At 66.9% G+C, this 21,847-nt stretch carries 21 protein-coding genes; 2 read left to right on the forward strand and 19 right to left on the reverse strand.

Annotated features, from left to right (window positions below; genetic code table 11):
- Positions 1-4 precede the first annotated feature (4 nt).
- Complete coding sequence (locus AC3FMM_RS05040; protein WP_115679381.1) at positions 5-835, forward strand: class II glutamine amidotransferase; 831 nt, start codon at positions 5-7, stop codon at positions 833-835.
- Between the two features lie 64 nt (positions 836-899).
- On the opposite strand, the gene AC3FMM_RS05045 is transcribed toward AC3FMM_RS05040, so the two are convergent.
- The 17 genes from AC3FMM_RS05045 to AC3FMM_RS05125 all read right to left on the reverse strand — a co-directional run bounded on the left by AC3FMM_RS05045 (position 900) and on the right by AC3FMM_RS05125 (position 19,191).
- Complete coding sequence (locus tag AC3FMM_RS05045) at positions 900-1,634, reverse strand: amino acid ABC transporter ATP-binding protein (protein ID WP_115708175.1); 735 nt, start codon at positions 1,632-1,634, stop codon at positions 900-902.
- A complete protein-coding gene (gene gltK, locus AC3FMM_RS05050; protein ID WP_018008787.1) occupies positions 1,631-2,314 on the reverse strand; it encodes a glutamate/aspartate ABC transporter permease GltK in 684 nt (227 codons plus the stop codon). Before gltK ends, AC3FMM_RS05045 begins: the two co-directional genes overlap by 4 nt.
- A gap of 9 nt (positions 2,315-2,323) precedes the next feature.
- Positions 2,324-3,052 carry an amino acid ABC transporter permease gene (locus AC3FMM_RS05055; protein WP_112773771.1) on the reverse strand — a complete coding sequence of 243 codons (729 nt, stop codon included), beginning with the start codon at positions 3,050-3,052 and terminating at the stop codon, positions 2,324-2,326.
- A gap of 63 nt (positions 3,053-3,115) precedes the next feature.
- Positions 3,116-4,015 (reverse strand): glutamate/aspartate ABC transporter substrate-binding protein, encoded by a 900-nt coding sequence (locus AC3FMM_RS05060; protein ID WP_111518361.1) that lies wholly within the window; start codon positions 4,013-4,015, stop codon positions 3,116-3,118.
- Between the two features lie 267 nt (positions 4,016-4,282).
- Positions 4,283-5,590 carry a Glu/Leu/Phe/Val family dehydrogenase gene (locus tag AC3FMM_RS05065; protein ID WP_115679377.1) on the reverse strand — a complete coding sequence of 436 codons (1,308 nt, stop codon included), beginning with the start codon at positions 5,588-5,590 and terminating at the stop codon, positions 4,283-4,285.
- A gap of 118 nt (positions 5,591-5,708) precedes the next feature.
- The gene (locus AC3FMM_RS05070; protein ID WP_115679376.1) at positions 5,709-6,653 is read right to left on the reverse strand and encodes a LysR family transcriptional regulator; all 945 of its coding nucleotides are present in this window, start codon (positions 6,651-6,653) and stop codon (positions 5,709-5,711) included.
- 60 nt (positions 6,654-6,713) lie between these two features.
- Positions 6,714-7,175: a nuclear transport factor 2 family protein gene (locus AC3FMM_RS05075; protein ID WP_116312146.1), complete on the reverse strand. Its 462-nt coding sequence runs from the start codon at positions 7,173-7,175 to the stop codon at positions 6,714-6,716.
- Between the two features lie 89 nt (positions 7,176-7,264).
- On the reverse strand, positions 7,265-8,521 hold the full coding sequence (locus tag AC3FMM_RS05080; RefSeq protein ID WP_326346993.1) for a DUF1329 domain-containing protein: 1,257 nt from the start codon (positions 8,519-8,521) through the stop codon (positions 7,265-7,267).
- Positions 8,522-8,546: 25 nt separating this feature from the next.
- Positions 8,547-10,154, reverse strand: a complete 1,608-nt coding sequence (locus tag AC3FMM_RS05085; protein WP_240987646.1) for a DUF1302 family protein — start codon at positions 10,152-10,154, stop codon at positions 8,547-8,549.
- A gap of 50 nt (positions 10,155-10,204) precedes the next feature.
- Entirely contained in the window at positions 10,205-12,598 is a 2,394-nt protein-coding gene (locus AC3FMM_RS05090) for an efflux RND transporter permease subunit (protein ID WP_116312144.1), read from the reverse strand.
- 47 nt (positions 12,599-12,645) lie between these two features.
- Complete coding sequence (locus AC3FMM_RS05095; protein ID WP_115708167.1) at positions 12,646-13,611, reverse strand: WD40/YVTN/BNR-like repeat-containing protein; 966 nt, start codon at positions 13,609-13,611, stop codon at positions 12,646-12,648.
- Between the two features lie 114 nt (positions 13,612-13,725).
- Positions 13,726-14,067 carry a YciI family protein gene (locus tag AC3FMM_RS05100; protein WP_115708165.1) on the reverse strand — a complete coding sequence of 114 codons (342 nt, stop codon included), beginning with the start codon at positions 14,065-14,067 and terminating at the stop codon, positions 13,726-13,728.
- A 45-nt stretch (positions 14,068-14,112) separates the two neighbouring features.
- Positions 14,113-15,171, reverse strand: a complete 1,059-nt coding sequence (locus AC3FMM_RS05105; RefSeq protein ID WP_488686196.1) for a maleylacetate reductase — start codon at positions 15,169-15,171, stop codon at positions 14,113-14,115.
- Positions 15,172-15,191: 20 nt separating this feature from the next.
- Positions 15,192-15,851, reverse strand: coding sequence for an alpha/beta hydrolase (locus AC3FMM_RS05110; protein WP_115708162.1), 660 nt, complete (start codon positions 15,849-15,851; stop codon positions 15,192-15,194).
- A 53-nt stretch (positions 15,852-15,904) separates the two neighbouring features.
- The gene (locus tag AC3FMM_RS05115; RefSeq protein WP_115708160.1) at positions 15,905-16,864 is read right to left on the reverse strand and encodes a VOC family protein; all 960 of its coding nucleotides are present in this window, start codon (positions 16,862-16,864) and stop codon (positions 15,905-15,907) included.
- Positions 16,865-16,906: 42 nt separating this feature from the next.
- Positions 16,907-17,695: a citryl-CoA lyase gene (locus AC3FMM_RS05120; protein WP_488686197.1), complete on the reverse strand. Its 789-nt coding sequence runs from the start codon at positions 17,693-17,695 to the stop codon at positions 16,907-16,909.
- Entirely contained in the window at positions 17,692-19,191 is a 1,500-nt protein-coding gene (locus AC3FMM_RS05125) for a class I adenylate-forming enzyme family protein (protein ID WP_326346998.1), read from the reverse strand. The genes AC3FMM_RS05120 and AC3FMM_RS05125 overlap by 4 nt, the downstream gene beginning before the upstream one ends.
- Before the next feature lie 223 nt (positions 19,192-19,414).
- On the opposite strand from AC3FMM_RS05125, the gene AC3FMM_RS05130 reads away from it, so the two are divergent.
- Entirely contained in the window at positions 19,415-20,185 is a 771-nt protein-coding gene (locus tag AC3FMM_RS05130; protein ID WP_326346999.1) for a GntR family transcriptional regulator, read from the forward strand.
- A gap of 18 nt (positions 20,186-20,203) precedes the next feature.
- Here the strand turns inward: AC3FMM_RS05130 and AC3FMM_RS05135 are convergent, their stop codons facing one another.
- Together AC3FMM_RS05135 and AC3FMM_RS05140 are read right to left on the reverse strand one after the other, a co-directional pair.
- Positions 20,204-20,977 (reverse strand): ABC transporter permease, encoded by a 774-nt coding sequence (locus tag AC3FMM_RS05135; RefSeq protein WP_326347055.1) that lies wholly within the window; start codon positions 20,975-20,977, stop codon positions 20,204-20,206.
- A gap of 24 nt (positions 20,978-21,001) precedes the next feature.
- Positions 21,002-21,838 carry an ABC transporter ATP-binding protein gene (locus AC3FMM_RS05140; protein WP_115711545.1) on the reverse strand — a complete coding sequence of 279 codons (837 nt, stop codon included), beginning with the start codon at positions 21,836-21,838 and terminating at the stop codon, positions 21,002-21,004.
- Positions 21,839-21,847: the final 9 nt, after the last annotated feature.

The following is a 21,847-nucleotide window of genomic DNA, read 5'->3' on the forward strand; positions in this document are numbered from 1 at the left end:
CGACATGTGCCAGCTGCTAGGCATGAACTGCGCCACGCCGACCGACGTGACGTTCTCCTTCACCGGCTTTGCCGCGCGCGGAGGCCTGACCGACCACCACGCCGACGGCTTCGGTGTCGCCTTCTTCGAAGACAAGGCCTGCCGCCTGTTCATCGACAACCAGTCCGCCGGCACCTCGCCGGTGGCGGACCTGATCAAGCGCTATCCGATCAAGTCCAAGAACGTCATCTCGCATATCCGCAAGGCCACGCAGGGCACCGTGCTGCTGGAAAACTGCCACCCCTTCATGCGCGAGCTGTGGGGCCGGCACTGGATCTTCGCCCACAACGGCGACCTGCACGGCTTCACCCCGTTCCTGTCCGGCGTCTACCAGCCGGTGGGAGACACCGACAGCGAACTGGCCTTCTGCACGCTGATGCAGGGCCTGCGCAAGCGCTTCCCGGGCTCGCAGCCGCCGCTGAACGAGCTGGGGCACGCGCTGGCCGACATCACGCGCGACATCACGCTGCACGGCGTGTTCAACTACCTGCTGTGCAACGGGCAGGCGCTGTTCGCGCACTGCTCGACCCGCCTCTACTACATCGTGCGGCAATGGCCGTTCTCGACCGCGCACCTGATCGACGCCGACCTGTCGATCGACTTCGCGCAGGTCACCACGCCAGACGACCGTGTCGCCGTGATCGCCACCGCGCCGCTGACCGACAACGAGACCTGGACCCAGTTCGCCCCCGGCGAGCTGATCATGTTCGAGGACGGGCGCCCGACCATGACGCTGACCGTGCCGATCCCGCCCGAAGTCCAGGCCAAGAACGCCGCCAATACGGCCTGTACCTGAGCCATCCGGCACAAGGGAAAAAGGGACGCCGAGGCGTCCCTTTTTCATAAGGCTGGCAGTCCGTTCAGTGATGCAGGATCTTCGACAGGAACTGCCTGGCGCGCTCCGAACGGTGCTCGATATCGCCGAAGAACTCTTCCTTGTCGGCGTCCTCGACGATCTTGCCCTGGTCCATGAAGATCACGCGGTTGGCCACCTTGCGTGCAAAGCCCATTTCGTGGGTCACGCACATCATGGTCATGCCTTCCTGCGCCAGCTGCACCATCACGTCCAGCACTTCGTTGACCATTTCCGGGTCCAGCGCCGAGGTGGGCTCGTCGAACAGCATGCAGATCGGGTCCATCGACAGCGCGCGCGCGATCGCGACGCGCTGCTGCTGGCCGCCCGACAGCTGGCCAGGGTACTTCTCGGCCTGGCTCTTCAGGCCCACGCGCTCCAGGTATTTCATGCCCTTGGCCATGGATTCGTCCTTGGAGCGGCCGAGCACCTTCATCTGCGCGATGGTCAGGTTCTCGGTGATCGACAGGTGCGGGAACAGCTCGAAGTTCTGGAACACCATGCCGACGCGCGAGCGCAGCTTGGGCAGGTTGGTCTTGGGATTGCCCACCGAGGTGCCGTCGACCAGGATGTCGCCCTTCTGGAACGGCTCCAGCGCGTTGACGGTCTTGATCAGCGTCGATTTGCCCGAGCCCGACGGGCCGCACACCACCACCACTTCACCCTTGGCAACCTTGGTGGTGCAGTCGGTCAGCACCTGGAAGGAGCCGTACCACTTGGAAACGTTATTAATCTCGATCATACGGCCACCTTTTTCTGATAACGCTTGACCAGCAGCGAAGCGGAGAAACAAATGATGAAGTACACCAGGCCGGCGAACAGCAGCATCTCGACGATCCGGCCGTCGCGCTCGCCGATGCCGTAGGCCTGGCCGAAGAAGTCCGCCAGCGCGCTCACGTACACCAGCGACGTATCCTGGAACAGGATGATGCCCTGGGTCAGCAGCAGCGGCACCATGTTGCGGAACGCCTGCGGCAGGATCACCAGCCGCATCGACTGCCCGTAGGTCATGCCCAGCGCCTGCGCCGCGAACATCTGCCCGCGCGACACGCTCTGGATCCCCGCGCGGATGATCTCGGAGTAGTACGCCGCCTCGAACAGCGCGAATGCCACCAGCGCCGAGGTCATGCGCAGGTCGGTCGCCGGCGACAGGTTGAAGATCCCCTGCAAGACCTGCGGGATGATCAGGAAGAACCACAACAGCACCATCACCAGCGGGATCGAGCGGAAGATGGTGACGTACCCCTGCGCGAACCAGTTCAGCAGCCGGAACGACGACAGCCGCATCATCGCCAGGATGGTGCCCCAGATGATGCCGACCACCACCGCGGTGACGGTGATCTTCAGCGAGACCATCATGCCCTCGCCCAGCACGTGCAGCGTGGCCGGGTTGATCGAGGTGAAATCGAAGGAATAAGCCATGGCGCCCCCTTACTTGCCGCCGATGAAGCCGGGCACGCGCGTGCGGGCTTCGACCCAGCGCATCACCAGCATCACGGTGACGTTGATCAGCGCGTACATCAGCGTGACCGCGATGAACGATTCATACGGGCGCGCGGTGTAGTCCACCAGCTGGCGCCCCTGCGCGGCCAGTTCGAGCAGGCCGATGGTCGAGGCCACCGCCGAGTTCTTGAAGATATTCAGGAACTCGGAGGTCAGCGGCGGCACGATCACGCGGAACGCCATCGGCAGCAGCACGTGGCGGTACGTCTGCGGCAGCGTGAAGCCCATCGCCAGGCCGGCATTCTTCTGTCCGCGTGCCAGCGAGTTGATGCCCGAGCGCACCTGCTCGCACACCCGCGCGGCGGTAAACGTTCCCAGGCACAGCATGGCGGCCAGGAACTGCTGCGCGAACGGGTTCATCTGCTTGATCGCCTCGCCGCCGGGCAGCAGCTCGGGCGCGACAAAGTACCAGATGAACAGCTGCACCAGCAGCGGGATGTTGCGGAAAATCTCGACATAGGTGGCGGCAATGCCGGCCAGCCATTTGTTCGGCACCGTGCGCAGCACGCCGAGCACCGAGCCGATGGCCAGGGCAATGACCCAGGACGAGAGCCCCAGCGCGAGCGTGACCTTCAGGCCGGAGATCATCCAGTCCAGGTAGGTCTCGTTCTGGGCGGCCTGTTCGAGGAAAACTCCCCAATGCCAGTTGTAGTTCATGTTGCGTCCTCAAAAAGAAACGGAAGGACATGCCTTCCGTTTCGCAGTGCTGTCAACGGCAGGTCAGTCCAGCGCCTTGTCGTTAGGCGCCTTGATCAGCGTCTTCATGTCTTCGGACAGCGGGAAGTCCAGGTTCAGGCCCTTGGGCGGAACCGGTTGCATGAACCACTTGGTGTACAGCGTGTTGATCGAGCCGTCCTTCATCATGCCGGAGATGACGTTGTCGGACAGCTTCTTGAACTGCGGGTCGTCCTTGCGGATCATGCAGCCGTAGGACTCGCGCGATTGCGGCTTGCCCACGACGATCCAGTCGGCCGGGTTCTTGGCCTTGGCGCGTTCGCCATACAGCAGCGCGTCGTCCATCATGAAGGCGACCGCGCGGCCCGATTCCAGCGTCAGGAACGACTGGCCGTGGTCCTTGGTGCTGATGATGTTCACGCCCAGCTTCTGGTCGTCGTTCATCTTGCGCAGCAGGCGCTCCGACGTGGTGCCGGCGGTGGTGACGACGTTCTTGCCCTTCAGGTCGGCCCAGTCCTTGATGCCGGCATCCTTCTTCACCATGATGCGCGTGCCGATGATGAAGATGGAATTGGTGAAGGCGACCTGCTTCTGGCGTTCCAGGTTATTGGTGGTCGAGCCGCACTCGATATCGATGGTGCCGTTCTGCAGCAGCGTGATGCGGTTCTGCGAGGTGATCGGGATTTCCTTGACCTGCAGGTTCGGCAGCTTCAGCTGGTCCTTGATGGCTTCCACGATCTTCATGTTGATATCGTAGGAATAGCCGACCTGGCGCACGCCGCCCAGGTTGTAGTTGAACGGAATCGACGATTCGCGCACGCCGAGCGTGATGACGCCGGTGTCCTTGATTTTCTTCAGCGTGCCCGTCAGTTGTTCGGCTGCCTGTGCCGTCCCGCACATTACGCCCCCGGCAATCATCAGGGCAGCCAACTTGGCGAAATTCATAACATCTCCTTGACCATGAAGAGAAAGCGGGATTCTAAGAATAAAACCGCCACTGGTGAAACAGTATTGCGCAGCATCCGGCGCAATACAACTGGGTTTTCTCCTAGAACCTCACTTCGGGGCAATCCGTGCGCAGCGCGTCCGGATACGACAACGCGGCCTCCGGCGCTTGCCGGAGACCGCGTCTGGCGGTCATGAAGCCGGGGCCCGGGGACGATTATTGCACTGCACCATGCCAGTGCCTCGCCCCGGGCCCGCCTGCCCCGATCAGGGGTACAGGCCGCGCATTTCACGCGCTTGCAGGATCCGCGTACAGGCCACGATGAACGCCGCCGTGCGCAGCGTCACCTTGTTTTCCTGTGCCACTTGCCAGATTGCCCGGAAGGCTTCTTGCATGATCCGTACCAGGCGCTGGTTGATCTCTTCCTCGGTCCAGAAGAAGCTGGAGAAATCCTGCACCCATTCGAAGTAGGACACGGTCACGCCGCCGGCGTTGGCGATAACGTCCGGGCAGACCAGGATATTGCGCTCGCGCAGGATGTCATCGGCCTGCGGCGTGGTCGGGCCGTTGGCACCCTCGATCACCAGCTTTGCCGTGATTTTCGGCGCGTTTTCGGCGGTAATCTGGCCTTCCAGCGCGGCCGGGATCAGGATGTCGCAGTCGACTTCCCAGAACTGCTCGGTACGCAGGACTTCGCCGCGGAAGCCGTCGATGGTGCCGCTGTGCGACGCGTATTCCATCATCGCCGGCACGTCCAGGCCGGCCGGGTCGAACAGCGTGGTGCGGTGGTCCTGCACCGCCACCACCTTGGCGCCGGCCTCATGGAACAGCTTGGCGGCGACCGCGCCGACGTTGCCGAAGCCCTGCACCGCCACGCGCGCGCCCTTGACCTCGAGGCCGATATTGCGCGCGGCCTCGGAGCCGACCACGAACACGCCCCGGCCGGTGGCCTCGTGGCGGCCCAGCGAGCCGCCCAGCGAGATCGGCTTGCCGGTCACGACGCCGGTCGAGGTGCTGCCCGAGTTCATCGAATAGGTGTCCATCATCCACGCCATCACCTGTGCATTGGTGTTGACGTCGGGCGCCGGGATGTCCTTGCTCGGCCCGATGATGATGTTGATTTCACTGGTGTAGCGGCGCGTCAGGCGTTCCAGCTCCGCGTGCGACAGCGTGCGCGGGTCGACGCGGATGCCGCCCTTGGCACCGCCGTAAGGCACGTTGACCGCCGCGTTCTTCACCGACATCCAGGCCGACAGCGCCATCACCTCGGACAGCGTCACGTCCTGGTGGAAGCGCACGCCGCCCTTGCCCGGGCCGCGCGACAGGTTGTGCTGCACCCGGTAGCCCTCGAAATGGGCGATGGTGCCGTTGTCGAGCTCGATCGGCACGTCGACGATCAGGGCGCGCTTGGGACGCTTGAGGGTCTCGACCCAGCGCGCCAGCGAACCCAGGTAGGGCGTGACGCGGTCGACTTGCTGCAGGTAGATGCCCCAGGGGCCGAGGTTGTCGGCGTTGAGGTAGGACGGGAGTGCGTGCTTTTGGCCAGCAGTGTTGGTCGGTGCTGCGGAAGACATCGGGGTGGGTTCCGGGGTGGAAGATGGGCGCAAGCTTAGGCTTGGCGGCGGCCCGGAATCCAATGCCGTTTGCTCATCGGGTTATGCAGGACGCGCATAACCTTGGGGCAAACCGTCGCTACGCCGAGGTCAGGGTCCCCCACACCTGGTCCACCAGCTGCCGCTTGCGCCGCGCCCCGGCGCGCCGCTCGCCGCCGTTCTCGCCCGGCTTCTCCCGATACAAGCGGATCTCCATGTCGATCGACAGCGGCAGCCCGCGGGCCGACTCGGCCCGCACCAGCCGCCCCGCCGCGACGTCGTCGCGCACCGCGCTTTCGGGCAGAAAGGCCATGCCGTGGCCGGACAGCGCCATCACCTTGAGCGCCTCGGCCATGTCGGTCTCGTAGCATTTGTCCAGCTTGAGCGCCTCGGCGGTTTCAGCCAGCAGCAGGTCGACCATGCGGCCGAGGAAGGCGTTGGGCGTATAGCTGAGGAACGGCACCGGCTTCTTGTCGGTGCCCGGCAGCCGGAACAGAGGCTTGCCGGCGGGGTCCGGCACGCTGTAGGGCGATAGCCGTTCGGTCCCGAGCACCAGCATGTCGTACCGCGCGGGATCCAGCTGGATGGCCTGGCGCGCGTGGTGGTAGACCATCACCAGGTCGCAGCCGCCCTCGACCAGCATCAGCACCGCGTCATGGACATTGAGTGCGCGCAGCCGGCACGGCAGCGTGCCGAGCTTGCGCTCCAGCGCCTTGAGCCATTCCGGGAAGAAGGTCAGCGACAGCGTGTGCGGCACCGCGAATTCCAGCACCTGCGCGTTGGCCGAGCGCTGGCCGCGCATCAGCGCGCGGGTCTCGCTGACCTGCGCCAGCATCGCCAGCGCCTGCTCGTAGAACACCTTGCCGGCCGGCGTCAGGCTGGTGGGATAGCTCGAGCGGTCGATCAGCTCGGTGCCAACCCACGCCTCGAGCGACTGGATCCGGCGCGAAAACGCCGGCTGCGTGACGTGGCGCAGTTCGGCCGAGCGCGAGAAGCTGTGCGTCTCGGCCAGGCTGACGAAGTCTTCAAGCCATTTGATTTCCATGACGCGGATTATCCACCGGCGCGCGGGTGTCCGTCACCTGACACCGGTGCGTTGCGGCCGCTACGCCGGTCCGCCCTTGCCCTGGTGCCGCTGGCGCAGCCAGGGATAGCGCCCGACATCCTGCCCGCCATAGTCGGGGTCCAGGTAGACGTAGCAGCGCTGGATGCGGAAGTTGCGGATCTCGAACACGTCGCACCAGCGCCCCCCGGCATGGCCGACGTCCGCGCGCCAGGTTTCGCCGCTGACGAGGCTGCCGGCAGACGTGCCTTCCACCACCATCAGGTCCCCCTGCTGGATAAAGTTGGCGTAGGCGACATCGTGGCGCACCGATGCCACGATCCCCATCAGGTCGCCGAACAGTTGCTCGATCTGCGCGCGCCCGCGTGCCACACCCCATTTGGGAAAACAGAATTCCGCGTGCTCGTCGAAGAGATCGATCACGCTCTCGCCCCGGTCCATGCGTCTGAAGTACTCCAGCGCCACCGCCTTGCGCTGTTCATCCGTCATTGTCTTGATTTCCATGATCCCGTCTCCTGGGCCGCCGGGCTGGCGGCCGCCTGTCAGATCCGGCGCGGCCGCCCGTGCCCCCCGGGGGCCGCGCCAGGCCCGGCCTACTTTGCGATCGACTCGAGCGCGCTGTAGTTCATGTCGGCTTCCTTGATCTTCGCCTCGTTGAGCTTGTAGCCGCGGAACAGATAGATCGAGGCGTGGCGCGCCTTGAAGTCGATGATGTCGCCCTGGATCGAGGACGAGTATTTGGTGCCGTCCTCGCCGGTCGACGGCGTCATATGGAAGTTGATGAATTTCCAGAACTCGCCCTTCTTGTCATAGGCCTCGCCCATGTAGACGCGCGGATAGTTCACGTCCATGTAGACCACCTTCCTGCCATAAGGGTGTTCGGCGGGCGGCGTGCCTTCGATCACCCACACCTCGCGCGGCTGCCAGGTCTGCACCGGATTCCAGTACGGCGCGTTCTTCAAGTCCACCGTCTTCCATTCTTCGGGCGTGCCCTTCTTGGACGGCGTGTAGCCCAGCTTCGCGTCCGAGATCGCCAGGATCCAGCGCTTGCCCACCAGCCTGATCTTCGGATACCAGGAAGGCCTGGCGTTCCAGACATAGATGTCGTCGTTGAGCACATCCAGCCCGCCCACCGGGTCCATCCATGCGCCGCCCGACAGCCGCCGCGTGCGCCGGGCCGACTTGATATAAGCCCAGCTGTCTTCCAGCTTGGGGCTGTCGTAGCGGATGGTGAAGGTGCCCAGCCCGCGGATGTCCTCCGGCGCGGTCGCGGCGAACAGTGTCTTGCTCAGCACGCTGCCGTCGCCCAGCACGGGCTTGTCGCCGCTGAGCCGCCCCTTCAGGTAATAGCGCTGGAACACCCAGTCCTGCGTCGACTCCAGGCCCTTGTCGCCGCTGATCATCAGGAAGGTGACCTTGTTGTTGATGACGTCGCCTTCCGGGGAGGCGTAATAGAAGTTCCAGATCAGCTTGTCGCCGGCAAAGGGGTCGTTCTGGCTCACCTGCGGGAACGGAATGCCGGCTTCCCAGCCGGTCACCTCGCGGGTCTTCTCGTCGAACTGCGCCTTGCCGGCGTTCTTGCGCGTCGCCTCCAGGTACTTGGGATCGAGCTGCACCGGCTTGGCGTGGGCCAGCGGGATCCTCAGGCCGGTATTGCGGATCTGCCATTCCAGCTTCTCGGTAAGCAGGCTGGCAATGGTGTGGCCGTCGAAGGTGTCGCCTTTGACCTTGTCGAGGTTGTCCTTGTCGATCACGGTGCCGGCCGGCAACTCGGCCGCCTGGCTGGCGGCGCTGGCGCTGGCGAGCACCGCCAGCAGGCACAGCGCGATGGTCTTGCGGATGCGAATCATGTTGTGTCTCCTCACTCGGGATGCATCAGAACTGGCGCGTCAGCCGCGCCAGGAACTGACTGTTGTTGGCAAAGGTGCCGAACAGGCGCGTGGACCCTTCCACCTGGCCGGGGTTGCGCTTGTTCTTGGCAAAGAACAGGTCCGCCTCCAGCACCAGGCGCCAGTGGTCGCCGTAGACGAATTCCACGCTCGGGATCAGGAAGCCGCCGCGGCCTTGCAGGTCCACGCCCGCGGCCAGCTGCGGATTGATCTTGTCGTTGCGGTAGTTCAGCCCGAGGATCACCGTGGCGATGGTGGAATGCTCCTTGGCCGCGGCGCCGTAGCCGACGAGATTGACGATGTCGTCGGAACGCCTGAAGTTCTGGATCCACTTGTCGAACACCTGCACCGAGAAGAACGACGGGCGGCTGGTCCCCAGCAGGCGGCTCAGGTTCAGGTTCTTGTCCATGCGGAACATGGTGGTGACAACGTCCTTCCTGATGATGCCGCCGAAGCCCGGCAACGCCCCGCCAAAGAAATTGGTGCCGATGTTGTAGGGCGCGTTGCGCGTGTAGACCAGTTCGGTGCTCAGCACGGCATCGATGGCGGGGACATAGCCGCTGGCGGTCGCGCCGAACAGGTCGATCTTGGGGAAGATGAAGTCCCCCAGCGTGCCGGTCGGAGCCTGTCCCGACGGCGCGAAGGCCGAGTTGACCACCGGGTCGTTGCTGAACGTCTTCAGGTAGGCCAGCGAATAGTTGACCGGGCCGGCGATGCCCTCCCAGCGCACGCCGCCGGTCTGGTCGCTGACATTGGCGCCGGGCTGCCGGTAGTTGTAGTTGAGCGCGCCGGGCGCGAGGAAGTCGACGCCCTTGTATGGCTGGCCCGCCCAGCGGCCGCCGTACAGGTCGTAGCTGTTGCCGATGTCGCGGTTGCGGTCGAGGCCCGGCCGGTACAGCAGCTGCAGGCTGCCGTCGGCTTCGGGCACGTTGACCTTGGCCTTGACCAGGAACAGCGGCTTGCGCAACTCGTCGCCCTCGCGCTCCAGGAACGAGCGCCAGCGGTAATCGAAGCCGTGCACCAGGTCGAGGGCGCGGAAGAAGTCGGTCTCGCCCCAGACCACCTGCTGCTTGCCGATGCGCAGGTTGACCCGCTCCACCGGCGAGAAGTCCATGTAGTACTCGCGCAGGTCGGCGTTGTCGTACTGGTCCATCAGCCGGCTGCCCGGACCGCCGGGCGAGCTGGTGCGGTTCAGTTGCTCGAGGTCCTTCAGGTAGCGCGTCTTGTATTCGCCGTCGGCCCGGCCGACCACCTTCCATGTCACCGGCCCGGTCTTGGCGTCGGCATTGAGCAGCAGCGAGCCGCGCAGCATGGACGGCGCGAACCTGTCGTCGCGGCCGGTCTCCGGCGGATTCTGCAGGTTGAACGAGGCCCACGTGCGCGCATAGCCGCCCACGCGGAAGCTGTAGTCCTCTCCTTTGGCGTCGCTGCCGGCGTCCTGCGCGGCGGGCGCCGCCGGCTCCCGGGTCTCTGCGGTCTCTGCGCTCTCTGCGGCCTCCGCGGCCAGCAGCTGCGGCGCCACCGCCAGCAGCGCCAGCGCCAGGCCCGCGGCGCTGGTGCCCCGGCGCCGCCCCTTCCAGCAATGCATTGTCATGGTCTCCTCCTGTTGGTCTTGTATCTCTGGCTCTTGTCGATACCTGGCCGCTATGCCTCCGGCACCGGATGCATCGAGATGTCGCGCTCGCCGGCGGCATTGCCTGCGCCCGCTCGCTTCACGATGAACGCCGGCCGGAACACCAGCACCATCGCGGGCATGATGAACAGCGCACTGAGCGCCGAGACGAACAGCCAGATCGCCATCAGCACGCCCATGTCGGCCTGGAAGCGCAGCGACGAGGCGCACCACAGCACCACGCTGGTGGTCAGCGTCAGCGCCGTCACCACCACGCCGCGGCCCGCGCCCAGCAGCGAGGCCACCGTGGCCGTGCGCAGGTCTTTGCCTTCGGCTATCTTTTCCTTGATGCCGTCGACGATGTAGAAGGCGTAGTCGACACCGAGGCCGATGCCCAGCGCCGCCACCGGCAGCGTGCTGAGGTTCATGCCGATGCCCTTCCACGCCATGTAGCTGAAGGTGATGGTGTTGGACAGGATCACCGGCACCATGAAGAAGATGCCGGCCGTGACCGAGCGGTACGCGACCGCGCAGCACAGCACCAGCACCAGCAGCGCCAGCGCGATGCTCTCGATCTGGCCGGCGAGGATCACCTCGTTGACCGCGGCCAGCACGCCGACCAGCCCGCCGGCCAGCTGGTACGTGCCCTGTGCCAGCGGATGGGCGTCGACATATTCCTTGAGGCGCGCCATCGCGGTACGGATGCTGTCGCCCTGGTGGTCGCGGAAGTAGAACGTCACCGAGGCATTGCGCGCCTGCGCATCGGTGAAGCGGGCCATGTCGCCGGGATCGGAGCCCGACACGAACATGTACATCAGCTCGCCGTTCTCCTGCGCGGTGCCGCCGAGCTCCTGGTAGCGCGGGTTGTTCTCGTTGAGCACGCGCCGGACCATCGGGATGACGTCGGCGATCGAGGCGCTGCCGCCGATCTCCGGCTGCGCCGCCATATAGCGCTGCATCCCCGCCATGCTCGCCAGCACCTCGGGCGACTTCACTGCATTGGGCTGGTGTCCCGCAAACACCGCGTAGAGACGGTCGGCACCCTGGAACTGGCGGTTGATGGCAGCGGCATCCTGGTTGTAAGTCGAATCGGGCCAGAGGATGGGCGAGCCCGGCTGCGCATCGCCGACCTGGATCCGGGTCGCGTACCAGGCCGAGACGGCGAACACCGCCACCGCGCCGGCCAGCACGGCGTAGCGCCAGCGCGACGTCGCGCTGCGCACGCACACGCCGAGGATTCGGTCGAGCGCCGGGCCCAGGTCCAGCCGATGCGCGTGGCCGCGCGGATCGCGCACCCACGACAGCAGCACCGGCGTCATCACGCATGCGCTCAGCGCGATGGTCATCACCCATATCGTGCCGATGATCGACACCTTGTGCATCAGCGGGATCGGCGTCAGCACCACCACCACCATGCAGCCGGCGTCGGCAACCACGCCCAGCATGCCGGGCTTGAACAACTGCAGCATGCTGGCCCGCGCCGCCGCGCGCGGGGTGTCGGCGCCCGCGGCCAGCTCCTCGTCGAAGCGCGACACCAGCTGCACCGAATGCGAGATCGCGCGCGCCGTGATCAGGAACGCAATCACGATCACCAGCGGGTCGAGGTTGTAGCCGAGCAGCCGCGCGGCGCCGAGCGCCCAGATCGCGCTGCTCAGCCCCGCCAGCAAGGGCAGCAGCGTGCCGCGCCAGGTGCGCGCGACGATAAACAGCAGCAGCACCAGGCAGCCTACCGTCAGCATGAAGATGTGCAGCGTCTCGGGCAGGAAGTGGCTGACCCAGCCATACAGCATGGGCTCGCCGGTCACGCGCACGCGCACGCCGTCGCCACGCGCCGCATCGGCAATGGCCTGCACCTGCGGGAAGATCTTGTTGTAGTCGGCCGAGCCCTCGTAGAAATCGACGGTCACCAGCGCGGCGCGCAGGTCCTTCGAGACATAGGCGCCATAGACCAGCGGGTTGTTGAGCACGGCCTGCTTCAGCGCGTTCAGCCCGGCCGCGTCCTGGGGCACGTCCGGCCACATCAGCGGCGACGAATCGATGGCCTCGGTGGAGCCGCGGATCTCCTTGAGCTTGCGCGACGCCAGCGAGACGATCTGGAACTGGTTGGCGCCATCGACGCGCTGCAGCGCCGCCGTGACCGTCTTGACCTTGGTCAGGAAGGCCGTGTTGAAGATGTCGCCCTGCTCGGCCTCGAGCACGAGGCTGACCACGTTGGAGCCGCCGAAGGCGTGCTTGTACTGCTCGTGGACCTGGATATACGGATGGCTGCGCGGCAGCAGGTCGTCGAAGACAGTCCTGACCTCCACCCGCAGCGCGGCCACCAGCATCAATGCGGTGACCAGCAGGAACAGGCCCGCGACATAGGCCCGCCGCCGGATGCAGGCCTCGGCAAAGCGTTCGAGCCTGCCCGGTTGTGTTGTGTTCATGATCTCCTCCAGATTCTCTTTCTGCGCGCAGCCGGGCTGTCCCGTGCTTACAGCGCCCTGGCCGTGCCGGCCGCGAGCCGCGAGCCAGCGGCGTAGTACTTGCCGCCATGCGCGAGCACGCGCGTGTACCAGCCGCGGTCCATCGCGTCGAAGCGCGTCGCGCGCCAGGCGGCGCCATCGGCGCCGCCCAGCAGCACCACTCCCTTGTCGCCCACGGCGACCCACTGGCTGCCATCCCAGGCCACGTCGAACAGGTCTTCCTGCGTGGCGCCGGCGACGGATTTCCAGCTGGTGCCCGCATCGCTGCTGACCAGCACGGTGCCGCGCAAGCCCACCGCCACCGCGTGGCCGTCGTCGCGCATGCGCACCGACATCAGGCTTTGCCGCGCCGGGCTGGTGACGGTGGTCCAGTGTTCGCCGGCATCGCGCGTGACGCGGATGCGGCCGAACTCGCCCACCACGCAGCCACGGGCGCCATCGAAGGCAACGCCGTTCCAGGCGGTGTCCTCGACGGGCGCGGCGGACTCCCAACTGTTGCCGTAATCGAGCGAACGCAGCAGCACGCCGCCGCTGCCCACCGCCCAGGCACGTCCATCCTGGCTCGCCTGCACCCGCATCAGCTTGTTGCTGATCGAGGAGCGCGGCGCGCGCGCGGCCTGCCAGTTCATGCCGCCGTCGGCGGTGGCCAGGATGACGCCGTCGTTGCCGACCGCAACGGCACGGCGCGCATCCCAGGCGGCGATGTCCTGCAGGGTTGCGCGCTGCGTGGTGCGCTGCAGGCGCCAGGCCTGTCCGGCGTCATCGCTGTGCAGGATCTTGCCGTTGGTGCCGACGGCCCACATGTGCCCGTCGGGCAGCACGGCCATGCCGTAGAAGGCGTCGCCGCGTTCCACCAGTGGCTGCGGCAGCGCCTTGCCGGCCGGCTTCGGCTTGATGAACAGGCCCGCGTAGAGCAGGCCGCCGATCACTGCCACGGCCGAACCGGACAGCAGGTAGCGTTTGATGCGTTGCATGTTGTGGTCTTCCTCGGAATGTCGCGCTGCGCCGGCAGCAGGCGCACGGCGCCCTGCAGGGTTTCACTGCGAGACAGGTTCAGGCTGGCTTGCCGGCTGCCGCCGGCGGCGGCTTTATGTGGCGGCGGCGGCGGCGCTCTGCAGCGCGCGCTCCAGTTCCTCGTCGAGAAGGCGTGGATTGGCGTGCGGAACGAACTGCAGGAAAGGCTCGGTCTCGACGCGCTCGAACAGGCCGGCGCGGTGGTACGGATCCGATTCGATCAGCGCCCGCGCCTGCGCGCTGTCGCCCTGCACGGCAAGGAACAACCCCCGCGGCGCCTGTGCTTCGTCACACAGGGCGCCGGCACAGACGATCTCCGGCAGGTGCGCGGCGATGTGGCGGATATGGTCCGGTCGGTGCTGCAAGCGCGCGGCGGCGATGTCGGTGCGGAAGTAGGCGCGAATGACTGTTGGCATGATGGGGGCCTCATTTGGCGGAAGCGCTACCGTTGCGGCGCGCGCTCAGGCGGGAGCGGCACCGTCGTAGGCGCGCTGCAGCAGGTCGCGGACCGCTGCGCGCTCGAGCGGGCGCGGATTCGGGTACGGCGCCGCGACCACCAGGTCGGCCGCCTGATCGAGGCCATGCGCCGGCATGCCGATCTCGCGCAGCGAGCGCGGCACGCCGAGCGCGGCGCCGAGCTCGCGCAGTCCTGCGGGCGCGGTGGCAGTGCCCAGCGCGCGCGCAATGCGCACCATCGCCTGCGGCGCCGCTGCGGCGTTGTAGGCCATGGCATAGGGCAGCACCACGGTGTGGACTTCCGCATGCGGCAGGTTGAAGCTGCCGCCCAGGGTATGGCACAGCTTGTGGTGGATGCCCATCTGCAGGTTGCCCAGCACCATGCCGCACAGCCAGGCGCCGTACAGCGCATCGCCGCGCGCCCCGGCGTTGCAGGCATCGCGCTTCAGGCATCGCAGCGCGCCGGCCAGCGCGCGGATGCCTTCTTCGGCCATCAGCGCGTAGACCGGGTTGCCGTCGCCGGCGTAAAGGCCCTCCGCCGCGTGCGCGATCGCATTCATGCCGCTGGTCATGGCCAGGCCCGGCGGCAGGGACAGCGTCAGCTCGGGGTCGTAGATCACGGTGCGCGGCGCCACGCGCCAGTCGCGGCCGGTATGCTTGAGGCCGCCTTCGGTGATGGCGTACAGCGGCGTCATCTCGGAGCCGGCGTAAGTGGTCGGCACGGCGATGAACGGCAGCCCGACCTCGAGCGCGATGGCCTTGGCCAGGCCCATGGTCGAGCCGCCGCCGGCCGCCACGCAGCCATCGGCGTCGGCACGCCGCACCGCGTCGACGGCGTTCTTCACCACATCGACCGGTACATGCATCACGGCATGGCCGTAGACGCCGACGCTGCGCGCGCCGATCAGCTCGGCCATCTGCCGGCCCAGCGCGAACTGCTCCGGCGAGGTCAGCACCAGCACGCGCCGCACGCCGAGCAGTTCCACCTCGCGCAGCAGGTGCTCGCGCGCACCGTTGCCGAACACGATGCGGGATTGGCGCGTTTCATGGATAAAAGATTGCATGCCGCAAGGCTCCTTGGCGTTCAACTGGCATCTGGCACGCAGGCGGCCAGGAAGTAATTGGCGTAAGCGATTTCGCGGTCGCGGATGCCGTGCTCAGTGCCCGGCTCGACCCGGATGCTGACGTCGGCGCCGGCGGCACGGAACCACTGCGCCGACTCGCGCACGCTGTCGGCAGGCACATGCGGATCCTCGTCCCATGTCGACAGCAGCACCGGCATGCCTGCCAGCCACGGCCGCGCGCACTCGCGCGGCGCGCCCGGGGGGCCGATCAGCCCGCCGGTCAGGGCGATCAGGCCCGCATACCGGCGCCGCTGGCGCCAGAGGAATTCACTGCACAGGCAGGCGCCCTGCGAGAACCCCACCAGCACCTGCGAGGTGTAGGGAAAACCCATCGCCAGCAACGCCTCGGACAGCACCTCGATGCGCGCCAGCGCCTGTGACAGGCGCGGCTCGTTGGCCTCGAGCGGAGCGATGAAGCGCTCCGGATACCAGGTGTTTTCCGCGGCCAGCGGCGCGAACCATGCCACCTGGGGGCAGTCGAGCCGGTCGACCAGCAGTTCGCGCATCAGCGCCGGCGACTGGCCGCGGCCATGGACCAGGATCGCCGCCAGCCGGGCATTGCCCGCCGGCGCGTCGAACACGCTCAGCGGCGTGTGCAGGTGAGGATTGAGGACAGGCATGATGTTTCCGGCTTCGGGCCATGCACGGCCACACAGCGCGACGAGGGTCCGCTTCAGTAGTGCAGGCTTTCCAGCGATTGCAGGATGGTTGCGCGCTGGCTCTCGAACTGCGGCGCGATCTGCAGCGTCGAGCCCATGCTTTCATAGGGCTCGTCGATCAGGAACGCCTGGGGCTTCGACACGGTGGCCTCGAACATCGCGCCGCTGGGGGTACGCACGTAGATCGATTCGAAGTAGCCGCGGTCCTTGCGTTCGGAGGTGTCGGTCAAACCCAGGCCCTCGAGCCGCGCCTTCACCATGTCCTGCACCACGCGGTCTTCGACCTGGAATGCGCAGTGGTGCACGGTGCCCTCGCCGTAGGTCCAGCTGGCCTGGGGCAGGTCGGGCTCGAGCGAGAAATCGACCAATTTTCCGGAGGCACCGTCGCCGAAGGCATAGCGCAGGTACTTGCCATCGCGCCCGACTTCGCGCCCCGACCATCCTTCCTGCATGAATTGCTGCGACGACTCCATTTCGCGCACGTTCACCGCGATGGTATGCAGGCCGCGGATCGCGAACTCGGCCGGCACCTCGCCGTTGGAGTAAGGCGTACGCGCGTCATCGGCGATGCCGATCAGCTCGTACTCGACCCCGCACGGGTGGGCGAAGGCCAGCACGACCTCGCCAAAGCGTTCGGTACGGCGCACCTCGAAGCCGTGGTCGAGCAGGCGCTGGTGCCAGAACGGAATCGCCGAGCCTGGCACCGACAGCGCCAGGCTGCCGATCTGGCCCGTGCCCCGCGTGCCCTTGCGGCCGAAGTGCGCGACCGGGAAGCAGGTGATCAGCGTGCTTTCCTCACCCAGGTCGTTGCCGTAGTACAGGTGATAGAACGGCGTGCCGCCGTCGTAGATCAGGGTCTTCTTGACGCTCTTCAGCGAAAGCACCCTGGTATGGAAATCATAGTCCTGCTGCGCGGTCCCCACGCTGAGGGTGATGTGGTGGTGCCGCTGGATGGCTCGGTCGGCTGCTGTCATGGCGTCTCCTTCTGATTTCTGTTTGTCGATTTGCGGCGGTGGTCAGTCTGGCCCGCCCGCGCTGCGGGCGGGTGTCATGGCCTCGTCAACGAGGCTCCACACAAAGCGTCCCGAGGGTTCGCGCTGTTCCTCGGCGATATGGGCGATCAGCCCCGCGGCGCGGCTCAGCACGGCAAAGCCCCGCATCAGCCGCGCCGGGATGCCGATGTCGCCCAGCACCGCCGCCACGGCGCCGGTGGCATTGATGGTGATATGGCGGCCGGCGGCGGCATCGACTTCGGCGGCCAGTCGTTCCAGCGCGGCGCAGCGTTCCCCATAGGTGCCCAGCTCGCGCGCCAGCGCCAGCAGCGCCAGCGCGCGCGGATCGTCGGGACGGTGCAGGTGATGGCCGAAGCCGGGCACGGGCTCGCGCCGCGCACGGTATGCGCGCGCGATGCGCCGGGCCTCCGCTGCGCCGTCGGCACCGGCCGCCGCGATCTGGTCGAGCAGCCCCGCGGCGGGTTCCATGGTGCCGATGAACTGGCTGGCCACCGCCAGCAGGCCCGCCGCAACGCCGGCCTGCAGGTTTTCCGGCGAACTCGAATAGATCATGCGCGTGGCAATCGCGCTCGGCGTCATGCCATGTTCCATCAGCGTCACCAGCACCGCCTCGGCGATGCGGCGCTGCGCCGGGCCGGGCGCGCTGCCGAAGGTCTGCTTCATGAAGACGTCGATGAAGCTGGCCTGGCCGAGCAGGTCCGCAACCAGGTCGTCCTCGCCGTAATAGACCGCTTGCTCGGTGTAGCGACAGAGCCGCGTGCGCGGCGCAGCGGAGGCTTTGGGCGAAGTCATGTCGCGCTCCAGGTGGACAGGATCGACTCGCGCACCGCCGGCTTCAGCACCTTGCCGACCGCGCTGCGCGGCAATGCGTCGAACACGTGGATGTGCTTGGGCGTCTTGACCGAACCCAGCTCGCGCTTGACCAGCGCGATCAGTTCGTCTGCGGCAACCTGCATGCCGGGGCGCAACTGCACCGCGGCGTGCACGGCCTCGCCCCACTTGGCGTCGGGGATGCCGACCACCGAGCAGTCGGCCACCGCGGGGTGGGCGGACAGCACCACCTCGACGTCGCCGGGATAGACGTTGAAGCCGCCGGTGATGATCACATCGCGGATGCGGTCGCGCAGGAACAGGAAGCCGTGCTCGTCGAAGACGCCGGCATCGCCGGTGCGCAGCCAGCCGTCGACCAGCGTCTTGCGGGTTTCCTGCTCCGCTTTCAGGTAGCCGCTCATGACCAGGTCGCCGCGCACTGCGATCTCGCCCTCTTCCCCGGCGCCGAGCACGTTGCCGGCCTTGTCGACGATGGCCACCCGGGTCAGCAGCGACGGCCTGCCGACCGAAGCGAGCCGCTCGCCGTGCATCTCGCCCGGCGGCAGGAAGGTGATGATCTGCGGCGCTTCGGTCTGGCCAAACGACGTGCACAGCACCGGGCCGAACACCGCCTGCGCGTCGCGGATCTGTTCCGGGCGCATCGGCGCGCCGCCGTAGACCAGATAGCGCAGCGCCGGCAACGCGCGCGGCGCGCGCCGCTGCTCTTCGACCAGTGCCAGGATCAGCGTCGGCGGCGCGAAGAACAGCGTCGCGCCGTGGGCCTGGGCCGCATCGAGCAGGCCGGCCGGCTTGGCCGATTCCGGGAACACCAGCGCCCCGCCGGCACCGAGCAGCGGCAGCATGTAGGTGGAGGTTCCATGCGTGATCGGCGCCGCCACCAGGTAGCGGTCTGCCGGCGTCAGGCCAAGTTCGTGGATCTGGGTTGCGATATTGGCGTTCCATGCCCGCAGCGGCTGGATCACGCCCTTGGGAAAACCGGTTGAACCGCCGGTGAACTTGACCGCCTGCGCCGCTTCCAGCGGCACGCCGCCGCGGCCACGAGGGCCCATCACCACCGCAGCGAAATCGCCACCGTCTGCGCCGAGGTCGGACAACAGGCGCAACGGCGCCGCGATGCCGGCGAGGCGCCCGGCCATGCCGGCATCGGCCAGCACCAGCGAGGGCTCGACGAAATCGACAATGCGGCGCAGCTCGGGATCGCCGTTGCGCGGATTCAGCGGCACCCATACCTTGCCGGCGGCCAGTATCGCCAGGATCGCCACCAGGTGATCGACCGTGTTGGCGGCGCCGACGCAGACGCGGCTGCGGGGCAACGGATCGAGCGCCACCAGGGCCGCGGCGCGACGCAGCACCGCGTCGGCAAGCACCCGGTATGACAACTGGCCATCGGCACTGAAGATGGCGGTCCGCTCGGGGTGGCGGTGGGCGGCGCGCCACAGGAAATCAATGGGATACATGCGGGAAGCTTCTCCGAAATCGAGGAATGGATGCGTGGTTGCCGGATACGGGCAGCGCGGCAGGTCAAGCATCTGCATGGCTCGAACTATAGGACTTTGTTCGAACATTCGAATATTAGGAAAAACCCTGCGCGCAATGCTAAGATCGATCCGCGCGTCGCGGCGGCTGTCACGGGCATCGGCCGCGGCGCCGACGCCCTTGCCGCCGACCTCTCGCCAATTCATGCAAAGAGACATCGACCCCGTTTCCGCCGCCCTGGGCGCGACCTCGCCGCGCCATCTCGACCTGGCCCGCACGCTGATGCAGGAAATCGTGAACGGCAACCCTCCCGTCGGCGCGCTGCTGCCGACCGAGGCGGAGTTGTGCGAAACCTGGAACCTGAGCCGGTATGCGGTGCGCCAGGCGGTGCAGAAGCTGACCAACCTGGGCATGGTTTCGCGCCAGGCCGGTGTCGGCACGCGTGTGATCTCAGACCGTCCGCAAAGCCGCTTCACCCAGCTGATGGACTCACCTGCCGATCTGGTCAGCTATGCCAAGGGAACGACGTTGCGCACCTCGGCGTTCGGCACGGTGAAGGCAGATGACACGCTGGCGGCATTGCTGCGCTGCGCGCCCGGCGCGCGCTGGCTGCATATCCGCGGCACCCGCTTCGACAGTGCGCCCGGCCACGAGCCGATCGGGCTGGTCGACATCTATGTCGACGGCGCTTACGGCGAGCTGTCTCCGCCCGGCGAGACGCTCGACGTGCCGGTGTACACGATGGTGGAGAAGCAATACGGGATCAAGGTCACCCGCGTGGAGCAGGAGGTGCAGGGATGGCTGGTCGAAGGCGCGCAGGCCGCTGCCTTGCAGGTGCCGGACAAGTCGGCGGGCCTGCGCATCGTCCGCACCTATTTCCTGCGCGACCAGGCGATCATCGTGACCACCGGCGTGCATCCGGCCAGCCGCTTCAGCTACTGCTCGACTTACCAGCTGCAGCAGGCCGGCAGCTAGTGCGGCACTGAGCCCGCCTCAACCCCGGTGGGCCCAGCCGGTCATGCGCTTCTCGGCCACCGCGAACAGCTCGTACATCGCCATCGCCATCACCGCGATCACCACCAGCCCGGCAAAGGCCAGCGGCATCTTCATGGCGGAGCCGGCCGACACCAGCAGGTAGCCGATGCCCTCGTTGGCGGCATTCATCTCCGACACCGTGGTGCCGACAAAGGCCAGCGTGATCGCCACCTTCAGCGAGGCGAAGAAATACGGCAGCGCGCGCGGCAGGCCGACCTTGAACAGCACGTCGCGCCGTTTGGCGCCCAGCACGCGCAACACGTCTTCCAGTTCCGGCTCCAGCGTGGCCAGCCCGGTGGCGATATTGACCATGATCGGGAAGAACGAGATCAGGAACGCGGTCAGGATCGCCGGCCCGGCGCCGAGCCCGAACCACACCACCAGGATCGGCACGAAGGCGGCCTTGGGCAGCGCGTTGAAGGCGGTCATCAGCGGGTAGCTGGCGGCATAGAGCAGCCGCGACGAGCCCATCGCCAGCCCGAGCAGCACGCCCACGCCGATGGCCACGCCAAAGCCCACCATGGTGGTCCAGAAGGTGCGCCACGCATGGCCCGCAATCACGTCCGCATAGTCCGCCAGCGCGGCCACGATGGCGGACGGCGCCGGCAGGATGAAGTCGGATACGTCAAAGGCCATGCACGCGCCCTGCCAAAGCAGCAGCACCGCGGCCAGCAGCAGCCACGGCGCCACGCGCTGCACGCGGCGCTCCTGCGCGGAAGTCAGCATCATCATCATTGTCTTGCCTCGGGGTCTGCTTCAGTGTTGGCGCACATGGCCGATCTTCTCGCGCAGCGCGTGCACCAGCCCGGCAAAGGGCTCCGTATAAGTCAGCTCGAGATCGCGCGGGCGCGGCAGGCCGATCTCCTTGCGCAGCACGATGCGGCCGGGGCGCTGGCTCATCACGTAGACCGTGTCGGCGAGGAACACGGCCTCGCGCAGGTCGTGCGTGACCAGGATCACGTTGAAGCGCTGCGCCTGCCACAAGTCGCGCAGCACGCACCACAGTTCCTCGCGGGTGAAGGCGTCGAGCGCACCGAAGGGCTCGTCCAGCAGCAGCATGCGCGGCTGGTGGATCAGCGCGCGGCAGATCGAGGCGCGCTGCTGCATGCCGCCGGAGAGCTGCCACGGGTACTTGTCCTCGTAGCCGCCCAGGCCCACGGTATGCAGCAGCCGGCGGGCGCGGTCGACGTATTCGTCGCGCCTGGCACGCAGAGTCGAACGGTAGGGCTCGACGATTTCCAGCGGCAGCATCACGTTGTCGAGCGTGGTGCGCCATGGCAGCAGCGTTGGCGCCTGGAACGCCATGCCGACCTGCTTGAGCGGCCCGCTCACCTTCTGACCGGCCACCTTCACGGTACCGCGCGTGGCCGGTCTCAGCCCGGTCGCCAGCTTCATGAAGGTGGACTTGCCGCAGCCGGACGGGCCGACGATGGCGATGAACTCGCCCGGCGCAGCCTGCAGCGACAGGTCTTCCACCGCGAACTCGCCCTGGCGCGCGAGCGTGTCGTCATAGGCCAGCCAGACCCGGTTGAAATCGACGAAGGGCTCGACGGGCGCGGACGCTGCCGCCGCGGCAGCCGCGGTGGCCGGCATGGATTCAGC

The organism is Cupriavidus sp. 207A1 (assembly GCF_057798955.1).